This window comes from Leptospira adleri, assembly GCF_002811985.1.
Taxonomy (GTDB): domain Bacteria; phylum Spirochaetota; class Leptospiria; order Leptospirales; family Leptospiraceae; genus Leptospira; species Leptospira adleri.
Window position 1 is genome coordinate 35449 of the sequence record NZ_NPDU01000016.1, and the last position, 18950, is coordinate 54398.

An 18950-nucleotide genomic window follows, 5' to 3' on the forward strand; every position below is an offset into this window, starting at 1 on the left:
CGGAAAGACTGGATTTATTTCGGATTCGTCAAAAAATTGCAAAGAGAAAGGCCAATCGATGCTCAACATAACGGAACTCACGGATACTCTTTTGAACGGAAAGGATATCGATATCGAATACAAATTCGTATCGGAAGAAGACCATCAACAGCTCTATAATTTATTGCTCAATATTCTAGGAAAGATCGATAGACTTTTTCTAACGGAGGTTATTTCTACCATTCTCAAAGAAATTCTGATGAACGCGAACAAGGCCAACGCAAAAAGAATTTTTTTTCTAAAGAAGAATCTGGACATCCACAACGCAGATCAGTACGCCAAGGGAATGAGAACCTTTCAACAGGAAATTACACATCACTGGGACGATCAAAAAGAAAGTCTGATCAACAGTAATTTTCAGATCCACCTCCGCGCGAAGATGATCAACAACAGCCTCGCGATTCTTGTTGAAAACGACGCGGCCCTTCTTCCTCAAGAAACGGAAAGGATCAAAAAAAGAATCGAGTCCGCAAGAAAATACAACGACCTTTCCGACGCGTTCATGGATATCTCCGATTCTCAGGAAAGCGCCGGACTCGGTCTTGTGCTCATCCAGCTTCTCCTGAAAAACTCAGGAATCGGATCGGATAAATTCAAAGTGGATACGGACGGAAAACTCACGAGAGCGACTCTCGTCGTTCCGCAGCAGATCGTCCCCATCGATATCACTACAAAACTCAAGGAAAGAATTTTGGCGGAAATAGAAGGACTTCCCCCGCTGCCGAACACACTTACGAGAATTATCTCCCTTTGCAACAACCCGGATTCGGATCTTTCCATCATCGCAAACGAGATCGAAAAAAATCCGGCCTTGAGCGTGGATCTTTTAAAACTCTCCAACTCGGCGGGGTTTGCGAGCAGAAACAAGGTAAACACAATCGTACAAGCCGTCAAAGTTGTCGGACTCAAAAACGTTCGAAACCTGCTCTATGTTTCCGGGGTTCGAAAGATCATGGATGGACGTTATGCGAAATTGCAAGAGGTTTGGAACCATTCCAATATGTGCAGTTTTTTCATCCGTCATATCGCGGGTCGGGGCGGAATGACCAGAGTTGCGGACATCGCCGCGGCGGGGGCCCTTTTACACGATCTTGGAAAGTTCATCCTTTTATCCTTGGACCAAAAACTTTTCATCAAATTGTCCAATTATCAAAAAGACAGAGACTTCGGAAGTTCCACGATCTTAGAAGAGATCTCGATCGGAATTTCACATCCGACCTTGGGCGGACTTCTCGCAAAAAAATGGGACTTTCCTCCCGACCTCGTGCAGATGATAGAATTTCATCACAGACCTTTTATGACGATGGGAAGCGTCTATCACGACTTAGTCGAACTCGTTTATCTCGCGAATATGATGGTGGATTGTATCGATAAAAAAGCGTCTTTTTTCACGATAGACGAAACCATACTTCAAAAATACGACCTCTACGATAAAAAGACTTTTGAAGAAACCTGTGAAAAACTTCGAAAGCTCTACAACATCGCGAGAATGGAGAATTAAAAACGTTTGAAATCCGATCCCTTACTTTCCGTGGAGGAAGTGACCTACAAACCTACCGGAAAGACGATCTTAGACGGAGTCAGCTTTCAAATCTTAGAAAACGAACACTGCGTGCTTCTGGGAAGAAACGGCGCCGGTAAGAGTACTCTCGTAAATCTCATCTACGGAATGATCTGGGCGACTTCCGGAACGATCCGACTCTTCCAAGAAACCTACGGAGAAACGATCGTCCAGGACTTAAGAAAAAGAATCGGAATCTTAGACTCTTCTCAACAGGAGAACGCACTCCAAAGAAAACTAACGGTTCTCGACGTGGTCTTGACCGGACTCTTTCATACGATCGGATATTACAGGGATCCTAGTGCCCAGGAAGAGACGAAAGCGCTTCGGATCCTGGATGACGCGGACTTAATCTCCAAAAAAGATCAACTCTACGTTACGCTCTCATCTGGAGAAAAGAAAAAAATTCTTTTTTTGAGAAGCCTCGTAAGCGAACCCGATCTTTTGATTTTGGACGAACCTTGTTCTTCCCTCGATCTCACGGCAAGAGAGGATTTTTTAGGATTTTTGAAACGATATCATTCGCAAAGAAAATTCACCTCCCTTTATATCACTCATCGACCGGAAGAAATACCGGAATTCTATTCCAAGGCAGTATTGTTAAAGAATGGAAAAATTTTAACCTCCGGTCCGATCGAAGAAACCTTCCGGGAAACGTATCTCCGGGAACTCTACGATCTTTCCTTAGAAGTAAAACGAATCAACGGAACCTGGTCCGTCATTCCTACGCGGGAATAATAAAGACTTTCATTTTCAAAATTCAATTTTTAGAATATAGAATCGGTTCCGTCTTTCCAACTCAAATCGGCGGCAAAATACTCACAACGGGGAAAAACAATTTGTACGAAATCAGAGAAGTAAAACATATCGGCGTATCCATACGCGCTCCTTGGAAAGCGGTCTACGAATATCTTTCCGATCCTAGAAACTTTCCGCAATGGGCATCCGGACTCTGCAAATCCATCCTTCAGGAAAGCGAAGAAGAATGGATCATCGAAGCTCCGCAGGGAAAACTCAAGGCCGTCTTCACAAAGAAAAACGAATACGGAATCATCGATCATACCGTGATCTTTCCTAGCGGAGAAAAAATTCATAATCCGATGCGGATTCTTCCCAACGCGTTCGGGAGCGAAGTTTTATTCTCCCTTTTTAAAACTCCGAAAATGGAAAACGCAAAATTCGAGGAAGACGCAAACTGGGTAATAAAAGATTTGAATGAATTGAAAAATCTAATGGAGAAAAAGTTCGGATCAAAATCGTAAACTTTGATCGTTTAAGAATGGAGTAAAAAAAACTTTGTTCAAAAACAAAAAAGGCGCCTTCGCGCCTTTCTAAAATTGAAAAAATTGAATCCTTTTCGAATCAGAAGTTACCGAGAAGAGCTTGGTATCTTGCGTTTTCTCTTTCCAGCATCTGAGCTTGTTTGATGTATTTTTGGGATTGAGCGTTGCTTGCAAGAAACTTACCGCCTGTCGATCTTCTCGCGATTTCTCTCAATTCTTCCGCTCTCTGCGCTTTTTGATGAGCAACGGCTCTCAGATAATTTCCTACCGCAGTCTTCTGTTCTTTTGTAACCGCGCTTTCTACGATTGCTTTCTCCAAGAGTTGATCTTCCACGTCTTCCGATACGGCGAAAACGGAGCTTGCAGCCAGAAAGCCCAAAAGGGAAATTACAGAAATCATTTTGTTAGTGTTCATGATTGAAACCTCAAGTATTGTATTTGTTTTTGCTTTAGAATCCATCTTCAAAAAATCGAATCGTTTTTAGGATGGCCTCTCAAGAACCAAATCGTCTTTGCTTCTCTATTACCAATACGACTCATGATTTAAAAAAAATAAATATTTTTTTTTAAAATTCCACTAATTTTATTTTCGTTCCGGTTATAGATTTTTGTTTTTAGAATATTCCATTTTTTGCATCTACAATAAGCACGATTCCTCGACCCGAAACAAACATTTCTGAAAATAAAGGCAGAGTTCCAATCAGAAAGAAGAATCGAATCAAATAAAGACGCTAACTTATTAAAATTTAAACGGGACATCCGTTTATGCGAGGCGGCCTTTGCTAAAAATTATACAAGGATACCAAGAGAACTCAAACAGAATTAGAAACTTTTAAAGTCTTCTTTTCTTTCTAGGAAGAAACTTTGATTCTTTCGACAGAATCGAAGCTACGCAATCGATTGTAGAAAGAAACCGCAGCGCAGAACGCCCCTTCCCGCCCAAAAAGTAAGCAAAGAAAAAGCAAATGCGTATTTTGTGAGAATTTTTGGATTCTACTTTTTCGAACGTTCTCCAGATCGGGAAGAAATTGACGAGAAATTCAACGGAGATTCTAATCCGTTAGGATTAAAGATCGAAGGATTCGAAAATCAAAGACCCGAATCATTGGAAAGGAAACGGATTTCGTCTTTTCCGAATGTCGGATTAACAAAAAGAAGAACGGTTGAAAGCGGTAAGAAATCGATCAAAAAGAAGAATCGGCACGATCCGGAAGCTCATAGCTCACATACTCGCATTCCGGAAAACGACTGCATTGAAAGAATTCCTTCTTTTTTGAAGTTTTCTTTTTCTGAAGAGTTCCTTCCTTGCAAAGGGGACAGATACCCCAACCGGCTTCCTTTTTACTCTCTCTCAGATTCGCCCAACCCTTGCGGACGGAACCGGATGTATTCTTGCTGATTTCGATTTGTTTCCGAAGAGTTTCCCAAAGTCGGTTTAATATCTCGAAAGAATCGGATTCGTTTTGTTCTATCTTATCCAGATCCGATTCCAATTCCGCCGTGAACTTTTCCCGGAAAAGATCTCCAAAACTCGCCTGTAAAAAGAAATTTACCTTCTCACCCAAAGGAAACGGAAAGAAGAATTTTTTATCTTGATCGACGTATTTTCGTTTCAGCAAAGTTTCCGCGACTGTCGCATACGTAGAAGGTCGTCCGATTCCTTCCTTTTCGAGCTTGGCTACCAGAGAACCCTCCGAATAACGAGAAGGCGGCTCCGTTTGTTTCGTTTCCGCTTCCGTCTTATCGACTAAAACCGCGTCTCCTTTTCCCCAAACTGGGATCGGTTTGTCTGCGGATTCGTTTAGAATTTTAAAACCGGAAAAGGTGGTTTTTTTTGTCTCGAGTTTAAATATTTCTTCCGTTATAAAAATAGAATATTCAGTTTTAATAAACTCTTCCGGAGGAAGAAGCGAGGCTACGGTTCGTTTCCAGATCAGTTCGTAAAGAGATGATTCCTCCTTGTTTAAAATTTTTTTCGCGTCCTGAGGAGTAAAGTGGACGTTCGTGATTCGGATCGCTTCGTGCGCGTCTTGAATCCTCCGGCTCGGCTTCTTGGTCTTAACGGCCGAATCCACAAATTCCTTCCCTAAATTGGAAAGGATCCAATTCCGCGCCTGCGAAACAAACTCCGGACTCAAACGTGTGGAATCGCTCCGCATATAAGTGATGAGACCTTCCCTTTTTCCGTTTCCAAGGTCGACCCCCTCGTACAATTTCTGCGCGATGCTCATCGTTTTTTTGGAAGAAAACTGAAACCTTCGGAACGCTTCCTGTTGCAGACTTGCGGTCTGAAACGGAGGCGGCGGAAAATTCTTCCCTTTGGATTCTTTTTTTTCTGCGATTTTTAAGTTTTTCTCTTTTTGAATTTTAGAAAGAATCGAATCCGCTTTTTCCTTGGAAAGAATCCGTTCCCCCACTCTTTGAAAAATCCCCTCCGCTCCCTTTTTATCCCTCAAATAAATTACAATATTATAATATACTTCCGATTTAAAATTACGGATTTCCTCTTCCCTGTCGCAAATCCATTTTAGAGCGACGGACTGAACTCGCCCGGCCGAAAGTCCCGGACCGATTTCCTTCCAGAGGACGGGACTGATAAAATATCCGATCAAACGATCTCCGATTCTTCTCGTTTTCTGGGCTTCCACAAGGGATTCTCGAATTTGGGTCGGATGTTCGATCGAGGAAAGGATTGAATTTTTAGTAATTTCGGAAAAACGAATCCGGAAGACGTTCGATTTTTTTTTGAGGCGATCCCGGATAAAGGCGCTGATAAATTCTCCTTCTCGATCCGGGTCCGTGGCTAGAAAAATCTTCTCGGAATCCTTGGCGGCCTTTACGATTTCGGAAACTACTTTTTTCTTTCCGGGGAGGATCGAGTATTCCGGTTCGAAACGATTCTTGAGATCGATTCCAAGAGTTGTCTTCGGAAGATCCGCGACATGCCCGAGCGTGGCGAGAATCTTATATTCTTTTCCCAAATAACCGGAGATGGTTTTTGCTTTGGACGGAGATTCTACGATGAGAAGAAAGGACACGAAGTTTTAGATTCTAACTTGGTCCGAGGTTTTCAATCAAATATCCGTTTTGATACGTCGGGTTTTTCCGCTTCGTTACAAGAAACGGTTTTTTACGAGGAGGCCAGATCGTTCTCAAAACAAAGGCGCGGATTTTAAAAACCGCGATCGTCAGAATTTCAATCCAGAGAATCGGTTTGGGAAATCCCATCGCGTCCCTCAACGGAGGTTCCATCAAACTGAAAAGACCGTGAAAGAGAATCGTTTGAATTCCGGGAATCCTCGGAATCCTTCCCGCAAGAATACGAAGGGTCGCCTGGCCAAGACGTTCGCTTTCCGGAATCCGTTTGAAATTCTCCCTTTCAAATTTTCGATTCCATGTTTCAAACGTGTCGTAGTCGTCGGGAAGATCTTTGATTCCCATGAGCTTTCCGATGTTCTTCCACATGTAGAAGTTGGCGAGTCTTTCTTTTTCGGATCCTCTTCTCCATCCGAAACGAAGATTCCAACGAACTGGCTCGTAGATAAATGTGCTCAATGTATAAAGAAAGTCCTCGTTGGAAATCGGATATTTTTTGTGAATCTGGTTGAGCCTTCGAATCGCCGCCCTTCCGTTTTCGGACTCGGTTCCGTTTTCTAAAAACTCTCCCAAGAGAATCGCGGTATCGTCGTATCGTTTTTGTCCGAAGTTTTCGAATTGTTTGGTCTTGTCTAAAATTTTTGCGATCGAGGGAATCGCAAACGTTTTAAAGAATCCTAATGCTAAGGAGATTTCTATATCCCTCGGAAAATCGTAACTTCCGGAAAGAAAGGAGATCTTATGAAAGTCCTTCTCCGGATCCAATTTTTGAATTTGATCGTATATCGCATATCGGTTCCACATACCCGCAATTTGCAGAATACGGCGCGTGATGCAAGAAATTTTATTTTCAATTCCTTTGACATAAAACCTTCCAAAAGAATATAAACGTTCGTTCACAACCGAATAGATTCTTCTCATTAAAGAATTTCTTTTTAATCCGAAATGAAATCCGTTCCCAAAGAGCTTCGCGGAATTGAAAGCATCTCTCAAGAGATCCTCGAACTCCGATTGCCCTTGAAATAAAAAATTTAACTTGAAACGAATGGAAAATTCGACCCGAAATTCCTCCGATACGACCTTGATCAAATTTCAAAGCAAATCGGAAGGAAATACAAACATATATATCTTTTCAAAATTCTTATAATTAAATTGATAAGAAGAAGAAGAAGAAGAAGAAAACGTTTTTCCGTCCGGATTTGATTTGTATCGTATTCGAAAATGATATTCCAAAAATGGAATCTGATATAAAAAAACCCCGGAACCGATTTCGGCTCCGGGGTTTTCCGATGGAGAAAATGTAGATCAAAAATTCTTATGCGTTTGAAGGCACCGGAAACAAACCTTCGATCGAAAGATATCTTTCTCCCGTATCGTAAGAGAATGTAAGAACCTTTGAACCCTCCGGTATTTCCGGAAGTTTTTTTGCAACCGCTGCCAGAGAAGCTCCGGAAGAAACTCCGATAAAAAGCCCTTCCTCTTTTGCGGCTCTTTGTGCGAACTGAAAGGCTTCGTCCTTACTCACTTGGATCACTCCGTCCAAAAGATCCGTGTGGAGGTTTTTAGGAATGAATCCGGCTCCAATCCCTTGGATCGGATGCGGTCCCGGTTTTCCTCCGGAGATCACCGGAGAAGCCTCGGGCTCCACGGCGAATACTTTCAATTTTGGAAACTTTTGTTTTAGGACCTGAGCGACTCCCGTGATATGTCCTCCGGTTCCGACCCCGGTAATTACGAAATCCAATCCGTCCGGAAAGTCTTTTGCAATCTCTTGCGCGGTGGTTTCGACGTGAACTTTGATATTGGCTTCGTTTTCAAACTGCTGAGGCATCCAGGCTTTCGGATTTTCAGCGACGATCTGTTTTGCTTTTTCGATCGCGCCCGGCATTCCTTTTTCTCTCGGAGTGAGCTCGAACTCAGCTCCGTAAGCCGCCATGATTCTTCTTCTTTCGATGCTCATCGATTCCGGCATCACCAAAAGAAGTTTATATCCCTTAACGGCTGCAACAAGTGCAAGCCCGATTCCCGTGTTTCCGGAAGTCGGTTCTACGATGATGCTGTCTTTCGTGAGCTTTCCCGATTTCTCCGCGTCTTCAATCATAGAAAGTGCGATACGATCTTTGATGGATCCGCCCGGGTTGGATCTTTCTAATTTTACATAGATTTCGCTCTTTGTGTTGTACAAGCGGTTGATTTTTACGTGGGGGGTGTTCCCAATCGTTTCTAAAATACTCTTAGCTTTCATTTCTGTTTTCCTGCCTCTTCCAAGGGTTCTTTGAGTTTAGATGTTGTTATATTAGACATTTATTTCAATATAACAAATAGATTCAAGAAAAAAAATCCTTTCCACCGGATTCTTTCTACAAAAGGACGGGATTTTTACGGCTTTAGGATTTGGAGAAAAGTGTGAGTTCCTACTTTTCCGGAGAAATCCTAGATTTCCTGGAGAACTACGCTTTGCAGAAAAGATTCCGCCGTCGGTCCGAATTCGATCTCCAACCCCCTAAAAACCGCGAAGATGGTCGATATGTGCACGTTCGAATCTCCGGGGGTCGCGGCGTAACCTCGGATTTCTTTTTCGAGAATTTCCAGGGAACCGAGAGGAATCACCGCGTGGGAAAATATTCTTCCATAGAGTCCGCGATCCCTTCCCGAAGAAAAGATGGAGTTCGTCGAAACGAGATTGGTTGTGGAAAGGTAAGGATCGTTCCGCAATCTTCTCAAGACGGTTTCCTTTTTTAGATTCTTCTTTAAACGAAAACGAAAACGGACGAGGTGCATATACGGAGAGTTGATCGTAACGGAAGAAGAAGTCACCGGAACTTTGATTCCGATTCTAGAATAGAGTTCGTTTAACAATCGGCTGTGGTGGGTTCCCCATTCCGCCTCGGGTTTTACGAGAAGCGGTCCCGTTACGTGAGGATCGTCCTTTGCCATGTCCGCGTCCCGGCGAATGACTAAAAAGTCGGCTTCTTCCAGGATCGATTCCAATTCTTTGGGAGATTCCTCCGTTAAGATACGAAGTGTTCCCGCAAGTGTGTGCGTGTTGCAGGTCGCGATGTGAATCATTTTCGGCAGATTCTTCCCCAAGGAATCTTTTGCGTCCGGATACATAAACTGCGGTCCGAATTTGTGTTCGCTTCCTTGTGCTATGAATATTTTAATATTAGAATATTCTGATGTTTGGTATTCGTTGATCCTCGAATCCGCGACTCCGGGCGGAGAACAGTCGCAAAGGACGACGGATTTGGAAAGCGCTTCTTCCTTTTTTATATAATCCGGAAAAAATTTAGAAACCTCGTTGTCGATCGTTTCTACGACTATGGCTCCCTTTTCCACAAGAGATAGAATCGCCGGGATTTCGGATTCTTTGAGTCGAAAGGGTTCGATGTAGACTTGGAATTGCTTTAGCTTCTCCTGAAGAATCAAAAGAAGAGAAGCGAGAGGCCAACCGATAACGCCGGTTCCTCGAATGTAAACCCCGGAGGGAAGTTTTGAATTCATGAGAATTTCCTTTCCTTCGGGGACGGTTTTGTCGGAGGTACGACGGGAATTTTGAGTGAAAATTTTCCTTGAAAAAAGCGAGATTTCGTGTTAGAGGATTGCTCGTCTCTTTTTCCCCGCCAGCCCGCCTCCTCCACCCAATCAGGGTGGGGCGCGCGGGTTTCACGGCGGAACGTCGGAGGTACGACAAATCTTCCTTGAAAGGCTTTTCTATTTTCAAAGGTTATCATTCCTTTTCCCTCTTTTTTCCCCTAACTCCGGGAATAGAACGGATCTTGAAGATAGTTTTCTTTGTATTTGATATAATTGCCCGTGGTTCTTGTGATGATCTCTCTTTCTTTTTCCGTAATATCTCGGACGATTTTTCCGGGAGAGCCCATGACCAAAACTCCGGGAGGAATTTTTTTTCCGGGAGTAACCAGAGTTCCCGCTCCGATGAAGGCGAATTCCCCTACCTCTACGTCGTCCATCAACGTTGCGCACATCCCGACGAAGGAATTGTCTTTCAATCTGCATCCGTGAATCGTCGCCCTATGTCCTATCGAAACGTTGTTTCCAATCTCAACCGGATAGACGTCTCTCGCAACGTGAATCACAGTTAGGTCTTGGATGTTCACATTCTCCCCGATTCGAATGTAATTGACGTCTCCTCTCACCAAAGTCTGAAACCAGATCGAAGAATTTTTTCCAATCACAACATCTCCGACCACCTGGGAACCCGGCGCCAAAAAAACGGATTCGTGGATTTTCGGTTTTTTTCCCATGTATTCTAGAATCTGATAGTTTGACTTCATCGACGTTCCCCTCTTCTTTCCCTTTCCAGAACTTTCCTCGGGAGTCTTCAAAACAAGTCTAAAAAAAAGATTTTCTTTTGACCCCAATCTTCGAAGGAAAAGAATGCACGCATGAGCCGCAGTTCTTCCAATCAGGAAAAAGAAAGAAGAGAAAAAATAAAGTCCCTCCTCAAACAAGCCGGGATCGGACTTCTTTCTGGGGCGGCGATCGCATTCCTCATTCGATTCTTCTTTGTCTTTCCTTTTGTTTTGGAGAATCGGGACATGCTTCCGGGACATTCTCCGGGAACTCGAATTTATTTTTCCCGTTTTGTAGATCGTTCCAATCTCTACCTCGGAGACTTGGTCCTTGTAAGACATCCTACGCAGGAAGGAAAAGTTCTCTTTTTAAGGATCGCAGGAAAACCCGGTGAAACGGTTCAGATGAAGAATAAAATTCTTCTCCGAAACAACAATCCGGAAGAAAACCTGGGATCCGGAGCCGGTTATACCCTTCAATTTGAGGACAAACGGGGCCCCTTCCCCGCAAGTTTTTCTCTTCGAGACAACGGAGAACCGCTCATTCTCAAGGACAGGGATTACTTTCTTCTCTGCGACAACCGAGATTCTTGCTCGGATTCTCGGGACTTCGGACCGGCTCCGATCGAAAGTATCATCGGAAAAGCCCTCTAAAATAAAGAATGGGCCCAGCCCTTTGTTTCCGATGCTTTCCCGATTTAAAGAGCCTTTCCCCAAAACCTGGAAGCGTAGGAACTCACACATTTTTGGACGACAAAAGAACGATCCGACGTTCGAAAATCAATCTACGGGACGTAATTCGTAGGAACTCATACGATAGATTAGAATTTTTTAAAATGGCATTCTTTCGTCTTTCGAGCTTTTGAAAAAAGCGCAAACATTCCAAAGACAAAGAGGAATGGATTTCCTTTTAAACGCGCGTCCTCTTTCGAAAATTTGAAAATCAATTCGCTCGCGTCTTCCATCGTTCGCAAGGCGCCGCTCCGGATTGAAATTTCGTTTCCGTCTTTCATCTTTCGTAAGAAGATATCGCTCTTCCCGGATTGAATTCCGAATCCTTTTTTCTAAATCGAACGTTTTCGTTTTCAAAAAAGAAAAACTTTCCGAACCGGTATTTCTTTTTAGAAGGCCCAAACCCATATTTCCTTTTTCAGAAAGATCAGGCTGCAAGAACCTGTCCGGTTTTGGAATAGGTTCAGGTTCTTATCTGGATTTCCAAAAAAAGAAAAACAATTCCCTCCTAAATTTCCAAAATTCGATTTTACTCGAATGGAATCGATTGGGCTTTCAGGTCCTCTTTTCGTTTTTTGGACGGGATCGAATTGATAAAGACCAAGAATTAAAAAAGGAAGAATCGGTTTCAAAAACTTTAAATTCTAATGTAGAAATTTTGAATGTATTTTCGGTCGATTTTATAAAATTTCGCTTGGGAAATTTTTTATTTTTATTTTTTCGTCCTTCTTTGCGAAAGAATTCTTACTTTCTCTCGAATTGTGTGTTGCTTTCTTTTTCGTTCTATGTAAAATTCTGGAGCGAATCAGATCGTATTTCCTTCTCTTATCCTAACAAATGATGAAACTCTCCGAACTTACATTTCAATTGATAGTGGAATCCACTCCGAACGCGATTCTTCTCGTAAACAAAGAAGGAAAGATCGTTTATATCAATGCGCAAACGGAAAAACTCTTCGGTTATCTCAAAGCCGAACTCATCGGACAAATCGTTGAACAACTGATTCCTTCCCGTTATCGAAGTCGGCATCCCGGATTTAGAAATTCTTTCTTCGATTCTCCTCAGGTGCGACCGATGGGCGCCGGAAGAGATCTTTTCGGTCTGAAAAAAAATGGAACCGAATTTCCGATCGAAATCGGACTCAATCCCGTCCCCACTGCGGACGGAACCCTGGTCCTTGCGTCCATCATCGATATCACCGAGCGTAAAAAAGCCGAAGAACGATTTCGCCTCGTAGTGGAATCGGCGCCTAACGCGATGATTCTTGTAAACCGGGAAGGATCGATTTCCCTCGTCAACAACCAAACCGAAAGACTTTTCGGATACGAAAGAGAGGAATTGATCGGACAAAAACTCGAAATTCTTCTACCGAATCGATTTCGAAACGAACATCCGGAACTCAGATCCAAATTTTTCTCGGAACCCTCGGTTCGTTCCATGGGAGCGGGAAGAGATCTTTTTGCGTTGAGAAAGGACGGAGCCGAAATCCAAGTCGAAATCGGACTCAATCCGATCGACACCGACGAAGGTGCGATGGTTCTCGCTTCGATCATCGATATCACCGAACGTAAGATCCAAGAGTCGACCCTCATCCGAAAAAACGAACTCGAAGCGAAAAACAAGGAACTGGAACAGTTCGCCTATCTCGCATCTCACGATTTGCAGGAACCGCTTCGCACCGTTTCGAATTACATCCAAATCCTTCAGGAAGACTACGGAAAAACGTTAGACGAAACTGCTCACGGCCATCTCAAAACGATCGATCTCGCGACAAAAAGGATGAGCGCGCTCGTCAAGGCGCTCCTGATGTATTCCAGAATCGGAAGGAATCGAAAGCTCATCCAGGTGGATTGTAACGTTTTAATGGGAGAAGTCGTTTCCGATCTGGAAAGCCTGATTCTTCAATCCGGAGCCAAGATCGCAAAGGACAAACTTCCCTCTCTCAAGGTTTATGAAATAGAATTCAGACAACTCCTTCAGAATCTTCTCACGAATGCGATCAAATTTCGGCAGAAGAATCTGTTGCCCGAAGTCCGAGTTCGGGCCGTGCAAGAGGGAGATCTCTGGAAGTTTTCGGTTCAGGACAACGGAATCGGAATTGCCCCGAAATACTTCGATCGTATATTCTTTATTTTTCAGAGGCTTCATCACGAATCCGATTACGAAGGTTACGGAATCGGTCTTGCCAATTGCAAAAAGATCGTAGAGTTGCACGGCGGTAAGATCTGGATCGAATCCGCTCCAAAACTCGGAAGCACGTTTCATTTTACGATTCCCAATCTAACGTTATGAACCAGAAAGTAAATTGTATCCTTCTCATCGACGACAACCATTCCGATAACTTCGTTCACGAACGAGTGATTCGAAAAGGCGACTTCGCAGACCAGGTAGTCTCTAAACAATCGGGCGAATCCGCTCTTAAGTATCTCTTGGAAAGAGCCGCGACTTCCGACCCCCGCCCCGATCTGATCTTTCTGGATATCAATATGCCCGGAATGAACGGTTGGGAATTCCTGGAAGAATACGACAAACTTCCCAAAGAACTCCAGGGCAAAATCGTAGTCGTAATGCTCACGACATCGGACAATCCGGACGATCGGGCCAAGGCGAGAGAATTCGGAATCCTCGCGGACTTTAAGACCAAACCTCTGACGGATGCGATGCTACAGGAAATTTTCGACGCCTATTTTTAAAATTCCCTTCGTTTTCGCCGGAAAAAACGGATTTTCAAGAGAATGTTCCGGGAAAATACTGTAATCAAATCTTAAAAATTCTCCCATTCGACGTTTGTCGAAACCGGGAGATCTTGAATAAATCTAAACAACAAAGGGAAGAAAATGACAAGAATAGCCATCAACGGATTTGGAAGAATCGGAAGACTCGCTTTCCGCGCAGGAATCAAAGACCCCAATCTGGAATTTGTCGCAATCAATGATTTAGTTACTCCTGATAACCTGGCCTACCTACTCAAATACGATTCCACACACGGAAGATTTCAAGGAACCGTAGAACATACCGACAAAGAACTCATCGTTGACGGGAAAAAAATTCTCTGCGTTTCGGAAAGAGATCCCGAAAAACTTCCGTGGAAAGATCTGAAAGTGGACTACGTGATCGAATCCACCGGGCTTTTTACCGACAGAGCCGGATCCGAAAAACACCTCAAAGCGGGCGCTAAAAAAGTAGTGATCTCCGCTCCCGCAAAAGACAAGGACATTCCTACTTTTGTGATGGGTGTAAACAACGACAAATACAACTCGGCAACGGATCACATCGTGTCTAACGCGTCTTGCACCACCAACTGTCTCGCTCCGATCACAAAGGTGGTTCTTGACAACTTCGGAATCGAAGAAGGTTTGATGACCACGATTCACGCGACAACCGCGACTCAACCTACCGTGGACGGACCTTCCAAAAAGGACTTCCGCGGAGGCAGAGGAGCGATGCAAAACATCATTCCCGCGTCGACGGGAGCCGCTAAAGCGGTGGGACTTTGTATTCCGGAAGTGAACGGAAAACTCACAGGGATGTCTTTCCGAGTTCCGACTCCGGACGTTTCCGTAGTGGATTTAACCGTAAGAACTACGAAAGAAACTTCTTTGAAAGAAATTTCCGCGAAGATGAAAGCGGCTTCCGAAGGTCCGATGAAAGGAATCCTCGGTTATACCGAAGACATGGTCGTATCCAACGACTTCGTAAGTTCCACACTTTCTTCCATCTTCGATATGGACGCTTGTATCGAATTGAATTCTAGATTCTTCAAATTGGTTTCCTGGTATGACAACGAGATGGGATACGCGAACCGAGTTCTCGATCTCATCCGCTATATGGCGAAGAAAGGTTGATTCATGGAATTGCCTAGACTCGAAAACGTCGACCTCGCGGGAAAACGTGTTTTCCTGCGTGTGGACTTCAACGTTCCGATCGAGAACGGAAAAGTTACCGACAAGACCAGAATTGAAAAAACGCTCCCGACAATCGAGCTCCTCCTCAAAAAAGGAGCCCGCGTCATCATCGCGAGTCACTTAGGAAGACCCAAAGGCCAAGTGAATCCGGAATTCTCCATGGCCCCCGTCGTGGAAGCGTTCCAAGGACTCGTAAAAGCCAACGTTCTTTTTTCGAAGAACGTGATCGGAGACGACGTAGTTAAGTTATCCAAAGAATTAAAAGACGGAGAAATCCTAGTCATCGAAAACGTCCGCTTTCACAAGGAAGAAGAAGAGAACGAACCCGGCTTTTCCAAAAAACTCGCGGCCCTCGCCGACGTTTATGTAAACGACGCTTTCGGCGCGGCTCACAGAGCTCACGCGTCCACGGAAGGAATCGCACATCTTCTTCCTTCTTACGCTGGGCTTTTGATGCACAAGGAAATCGTGGAACTTTCAGCGCTTCTTTCCAAACCGGCTCGTCCTTTTGTGGCGATCATCGGAGGATCGAAGGTTTCTTCCAAGATCAAAGTTCTTACCAATCTTTTTGACAAGGTGAATCACCTTCTCATCGGAGGAGGAATGGCTTACACATTCTTAAAATCCAGAGCGGTTCCCGTGGGAAATTCTCTCGTGGAAAAGGAATTCGAAGTGCAAGCATTTCAGTTGATCGAAAAGGCCGGAGTCGCAGGAGTCGACCTTCAGCTTCCCGTGGATCATATCATCGCCGATCAGTTCAGCGATAAAGCGAAGACCAAGTCCGTGGACAAAATGGGAATCTTAGAAGGCTGGATGGGAATGGACATCGGTTCCAAAACGGTCTCCAACTACGAGAAGATCATCAAAAACGCGGGAACCATTTTCTGGAACGGACCTATGGGAGTTTTTGAAATGGATAAGTTCGCGTCGGGAACGATGGCGATTGCAAAAGCGATCGCAAAGTCCAAAGCGAAGACCGTGGTCGGCGGAGGAGATTCCATCGCGGCGATCAATAAGGCCGGAGTCGCGGACAAGATCACTCACATCTCGACCGGCGGCGGAGCTTCTCTCGAATTCATGGAAGGAAGAAAACTTCCGGGAGTCGAGGCTCTCAAGAAAAAAGAAGCCGAATAAACGATCGAATTCAAAATCAAGCGCGGATCCCGATCTTTCAATGGAAACGGATCCGTTCGTAGCAGATCCTCCGTCTTTTTCAAACAAACCCAATATTAGAATTTTAAGAATTCAAAACAGAAATTCCTCTCTCAATAAAGAGGGCCGTCCATATCATAGATACAATGTAGTACATCGGGAAATTGAAACCCGAATCGATAGGTAAGAATCCGATTTCCCGATTTGAAAAGTTCCTCTGAAGGCTCCAATTCTTTCCAAGAAAAATCCTTTGCGTCAAAACATTCTACGGTTCTTCTTCCAAAAAAGAAAAAGCTCCGATCTTCCGGAACGCTCATTTCGAATGTAAGTTGAAAATTTTCGGAAAGCCATTCCTTTGCCGGCCAAAGATCGTATTCGATCACTCCCCAGAAATCGGAATCACCGAAAGAAAGATATCCGAAACCGGTTTCATCCTGACCGGGCCGCATCGCATAACGGATTTCCACTTCTTGAATTCCAACCGGAATCGTAAGTTGAAACTCCGCAATATGAGGAGTGTCAAACGCCTTCGATTCTTCGTATTTCATTCTTTGTTCTCTCATGGATCGGGAAAGGGCTTTCAGGGATTTTTTTTCTTTCGATTTGACTGAGATTCGTTTTTGATTGTGAAGAATTTCCAACGTGGCCGATGCGGGTAAGACAAATGAAAAAAGATAATCTCCTTTCTTTAAAGAATGGATCCGATAGTTAGCTTTGATCGAACACTCATCGTCGCATACGATGGATAGTTTTTCCGCTTCCAAACGTACGTTCTTTGACTTGGAAATCAGAACACTTCCCGGAGCGGCAGTGACCGATCTGGGTGCGCGACTATTGGACTGAAGCGAAAAAAATGGTAGGATACAACAAGATATAAGAAATCGTTTTGTCCACTTAGAATATGGAGTGAGATTCAAATCGAACCTTCCATTACGGATTCATCACCGATCCGTTTGATCTGAGAAACGAAAATGAATTTTATTCCATTCCTTCGCAAGCACATATTTTCGCGAATCCGACCCGGAATTCCTCCAAAGCGATGACCGTCGTAGACGGAGGCGATTCCATGGCGGCGATCAACGAAGCCGATGTTGGGGATAAGATCACTCATATCTTGACCGGCGACGGAGCTTCTTTAGAATTTACGGAAGGAAGAAAACTTCCGGGCGTAGAAGCCTTGAAGAAAAAAGAATCCGAGTAAACTTACTTTCTTTGCGGACTTCCAGGAATTAGCAAGGATCGTGCCTGAAGAACTCGTATATAGCATATCCCTTTTCGAAGATACTAATCTACAATTCAATCGATTAACGAAATGATTCAAATAGATGGAAAACTCATTCAATAAAGCACCTCTTTCATTTTTAGCTGGAATGTCGATTCAAACTCTACGATGGTTTACAATTATCTTTCTCGAGAATTACGATTGGTAAACTGACCAAATCTCAGGGCTCCTTTTTAAAAATAAAATCTACACTTTTCCTACATCGCATTGTTCGAAAAACGAAAATACGGGGACTCACACTTCTGTGGAAAGATAAATGAAAATCGAAAATTGCGCAAACCGCGGCTTCGTTTTAACTATAAAAACGACTGTGCGGAATTTGAATTACGTTAAACATTTTTTATTCTCGGAATTCTTATAAAATTATTCAATAATAGTTTAATATACTAAAATACAAAATCTCAATCTATTGCTACGCTCTCCACGATACGAAATCAAAACGGGAACAAACGAACATATAATCGGAATAAAAATAACAAATTTGAATTTTAAGATCCCGTTTCTTATGTTAGCGTACATCTCAGATGATTCCACTGGTTACGCGGCGAACGAGAGATAATTTTCTAATTTCAATTTTGGTTTCCGTGATTTTAGTCCTCGGTTGTAACCCCAAAAGTGCGGAGGGAACTGATAAGGGCAAAAACGAATTCTTTTTAATCGAAATATTAGCTAGCAATTCACCCGGCACTCCTAAGGCCAGAGAAGGCAATCAAAAACCGATTCCCGAAATTCCTGAGATTGTTTTACCTGCAGAGATCGTTTCGCTTTCTCCTAAAAATGCCTCTACCTATTTCTTGGACTGGGCGGATTTAGGAATCAAATCGTTTGATAATTCCTGCGGTTTTAACGGAAACGTTCAGATACAAAGGACGCTTCCTACCACTAAATTAGTCCTTGAGGTTAAATTCACACAAAACGTAAACGGAGGAAATATTCAAGTTTTTCGAAAGGGAATTCAAATACCCGGGAATTTTACAATGCCGGATGGACGCACCGCAAGATTTGAATCGGATGATCCTGGCGATTTCGCATCTTTATTTGCATATTCGGCGACTGCTTCGGATTTTAAAAGAGATTCCGACGGAACTGAAATTCTTCCTGTCACTTGGCAGTTTCGTGCTAATTTTTCCGGAACCAAAGGTTTCGCATCCACTATGACAGAGAATTGCAACATGATCAATGGAAAGAATCGCTGTAACGTGACAGCAATTCAACAAATGTCTGAGGAATTCCAGGATGCTTTCAAACAAGACTACTCTGGTTATTTTTATTCCGATCTATCTTACTACGAAATCTATAACAACAACTTACATAGCTATGGGTATTTCACAATGGAATGCCAAGGTCCAAGTGTGATTTCGGCAAAAGTGCAAAAAAAAGAATTTTGGTCTTTGGAAACTAATGCGACATTTCCGGACATTCCAATCAATGCCCAATCAGGAAATTATACGGTCGACAGCGTCACTACCGGCTATACCGCGAACCCCGATGAGGATTTTTTTCAATTTACGGTCTTTAAATAAAGCAAATTTGTTTCTATTAGGGAAATCGATTCCTTTTTTTCAACTCACGAATCGGTCTTCC

At 43.4% G+C, this 18950-nt stretch carries 16 protein-coding genes and 1 pseudogene; 10 read left to right on the top strand and 7 right to left on the bottom strand.

Annotation, left to right across the window (positions count from 1 at the left end; translation table 11 throughout):
• Positions 1-58: 58 nt before the first annotated feature.
• From CH376_RS08050 to CH376_RS08060, 3 genes are all read left to right on the top strand, one after another.
• Entirely contained in the window at positions 59-1540 is a 1482-nt protein-coding gene (locus CH376_RS08050; RefSeq protein ID WP_100784090.1) for an HDOD domain-containing protein, read from the top strand.
• A gap of 6 nt (positions 1541-1546) precedes the next feature.
• Positions 1547-2338, top strand: coding sequence for an ABC transporter ATP-binding protein (locus CH376_RS08055; RefSeq protein ID WP_100784015.1), 792 nt, complete (start codon positions 1547-1549; stop codon positions 2336-2338).
• A 101-nt stretch (positions 2339-2439) separates the two neighbouring features.
• On the top strand, positions 2440-2862 hold the full coding sequence (locus CH376_RS08060; RefSeq protein ID WP_100784016.1) for an SRPBCC family protein: 423 nt from the start codon (positions 2440-2442) through the stop codon (positions 2860-2862).
• Between the two features lie 100 nt (positions 2863-2962).
• On the opposite strand, the gene CH376_RS08065 is transcribed toward CH376_RS08060, so the two are convergent.
• The 6 genes from CH376_RS08065 to CH376_RS08100 all read right to left on the bottom strand — a co-directional run bounded on the left by CH376_RS08065 (position 2963) and on the right by CH376_RS08100 (position 10277).
• Positions 2963-3298 (bottom strand): LIC10421/LIC12816 family protein, encoded by a 336-nt coding sequence (locus tag CH376_RS08065; RefSeq protein WP_100784017.1) that lies wholly within the window; start codon positions 3296-3298, stop codon positions 2963-2965.
• Positions 3299-4067: 769 nt separating this feature from the next.
• Positions 4068-5921 (bottom strand): type I DNA topoisomerase, encoded by a 1854-nt coding sequence (topA, locus tag CH376_RS08075; protein WP_100784018.1) that lies wholly within the window; start codon positions 5919-5921, stop codon positions 4068-4070.
• A gap of 13 nt (positions 5922-5934) precedes the next feature.
• A complete protein-coding gene (locus tag CH376_RS08080; RefSeq protein WP_243394650.1) occupies positions 5935-6900 on the bottom strand; it encodes an oxygenase MpaB family protein in 966 nt (321 codons plus the stop codon).
• Positions 6901-7294: 394 nt separating this feature from the next.
• On the bottom strand, positions 7295-8224 hold the full coding sequence (cysK, locus tag CH376_RS08085) for a cysteine synthase A (RefSeq protein WP_100784019.1): 930 nt from the start codon (positions 8222-8224) through the stop codon (positions 7295-7297).
• Between the two features lie 188 nt (positions 8225-8412).
• Complete coding sequence (locus CH376_RS08090; RefSeq protein WP_100784020.1) at positions 8413-9483, bottom strand: hypothetical protein; 1071 nt, start codon at positions 9481-9483, stop codon at positions 8413-8415.
• 251 nt (positions 9484-9734) lie between these two features.
• Positions 9735-10277: a gamma carbonic anhydrase family protein gene (locus tag CH376_RS08100; protein WP_100784092.1), complete on the bottom strand. Its 543-nt coding sequence runs from the start codon at positions 10275-10277 to the stop codon at positions 9735-9737.
• Between the two features lie 111 nt (positions 10278-10388).
• On the opposite strand from CH376_RS08100, the gene lepB reads away from it, so the two are divergent.
• From lepB to CH376_RS08130, 5 genes are all read left to right on the top strand, one after another.
• Positions 10389-10949, top strand: coding sequence for a signal peptidase I (lepB, locus tag CH376_RS08105; RefSeq protein WP_100784022.1), 561 nt, complete (start codon positions 10389-10391; stop codon positions 10947-10949).
• Between the two features lie 918 nt (positions 10950-11867).
• Positions 11868-13319: a PAS domain-containing sensor histidine kinase gene (locus CH376_RS08115; protein WP_100784024.1), complete on the top strand. Its 1452-nt coding sequence runs from the start codon at positions 11868-11870 to the stop codon at positions 13317-13319.
• Positions 13316-13720 carry a response regulator gene (locus CH376_RS08120; protein WP_100784025.1) on the top strand — a complete coding sequence of 135 codons (405 nt, stop codon included), beginning with the start codon at positions 13316-13318 and terminating at the stop codon, positions 13718-13720. The genes CH376_RS08115 and CH376_RS08120 overlap by 4 nt, the downstream gene beginning before the upstream one ends.
• 144 nt (positions 13721-13864) lie before the next feature.
• Positions 13865-14872 (top strand): type I glyceraldehyde-3-phosphate dehydrogenase, encoded by a 1008-nt coding sequence (gene gap / locus CH376_RS08125; RefSeq protein WP_100784026.1) that lies wholly within the window; start codon positions 13865-13867, stop codon positions 14870-14872.
• Between the two features lie 3 nt (positions 14873-14875).
• Entirely contained in the window at positions 14876-16066 is a 1191-nt protein-coding gene (locus tag CH376_RS08130) for a phosphoglycerate kinase (protein WP_100784027.1), read from the top strand.
• Between the two features lie 131 nt (positions 16067-16197).
• Here CH376_RS08130 and CH376_RS08135 read toward each other — a convergent pair whose 3' ends face one another.
• Complete coding sequence (locus tag CH376_RS08135; protein ID WP_420843536.1) at positions 16198-17001, bottom strand: hypothetical protein; 804 nt, start codon at positions 16999-17001, stop codon at positions 16198-16200.
• Positions 17002-17114: 113 nt separating this feature from the next.
• Here CH376_RS08135 and pgk point away from each other — a divergent pair.
• Positions 17115-17285: pseudogene (pgk, locus tag CH376_RS08140) on the top strand (phosphoglycerate kinase); the annotation flags it as partial.
• Positions 17286-18343: 1058 nt separating this feature from the next.
• On the top strand, positions 18344-18889 hold the full coding sequence (locus CH376_RS24010) for a hypothetical protein (protein ID WP_125231898.1): 546 nt from the start codon (positions 18344-18346) through the stop codon (positions 18887-18889).
• The last annotated feature ends 61 nt before the right edge of the window (positions 18890-18950 follow it).

Coding starts and splice junctions, on each gene's coding strand:
- CH376_RS08050 (WP_100784090.1), top strand. CDS start 59: ATGCTCAACATAACGGAACTCACGGATACTCTTTTGAACGGAAAGGAT.
- CH376_RS08065 (WP_100784017.1), bottom strand. CDS start 3,298: ATGAACACTAACAAAATGATTTCTGTAATTTCCCTTTTGGGCTTTCTG.
- CH376_RS08080 (WP_243394650.1), bottom strand. CDS start 6,900: ATGAGAAGAATCTATTCGGTTGTGAACGAACGTTTATATTCTTTTGGA.
- cysK (WP_100784019.1), bottom strand. CDS start 8,224: ATGAAAGCTAAGAGTATTTTAGAAACGATTGGGAACACCCCCCACGTA.
- CH376_RS08090 (WP_100784020.1), bottom strand. CDS start 9,483: ATGAATTCAAAACTTCCCTCCGGGGTTTACATTCGAGGAACCGGCGTT.
- CH376_RS08100 (WP_100784092.1), bottom strand. CDS start 10,277: ATGAAGTCAAACTATCAGATTCTAGAATACATGGGAAAAAAACCGAAA.
- lepB (WP_100784022.1), top strand. CDS start 10,389: ATGAGCCGCAGTTCTTCCAATCAGGAAAAAGAAAGAAGAGAAAAAATA.
- CH376_RS08115 (WP_100784024.1), top strand. CDS start 11,868: ATGAAACTCTCCGAACTTACATTTCAATTGATAGTGGAATCCACTCCG.
- CH376_RS08120 (WP_100784025.1), top strand. CDS start 13,316: ATGAACCAGAAAGTAAATTGTATCCTTCTCATCGACGACAACCATTCC.
- gap (WP_100784026.1), top strand. CDS start 13,865: ATGACAAGAATAGCCATCAACGGATTTGGAAGAATCGGAAGACTCGCT.
- CH376_RS08130 (WP_100784027.1), top strand. CDS start 14,876: ATGGAATTGCCTAGACTCGAAAACGTCGACCTCGCGGGAAAACGTGTT.
- CH376_RS24010 (WP_125231898.1), top strand. CDS start 18,344: ATGCCGGATGGACGCACCGCAAGATTTGAATCGGATGATCCTGGCGAT.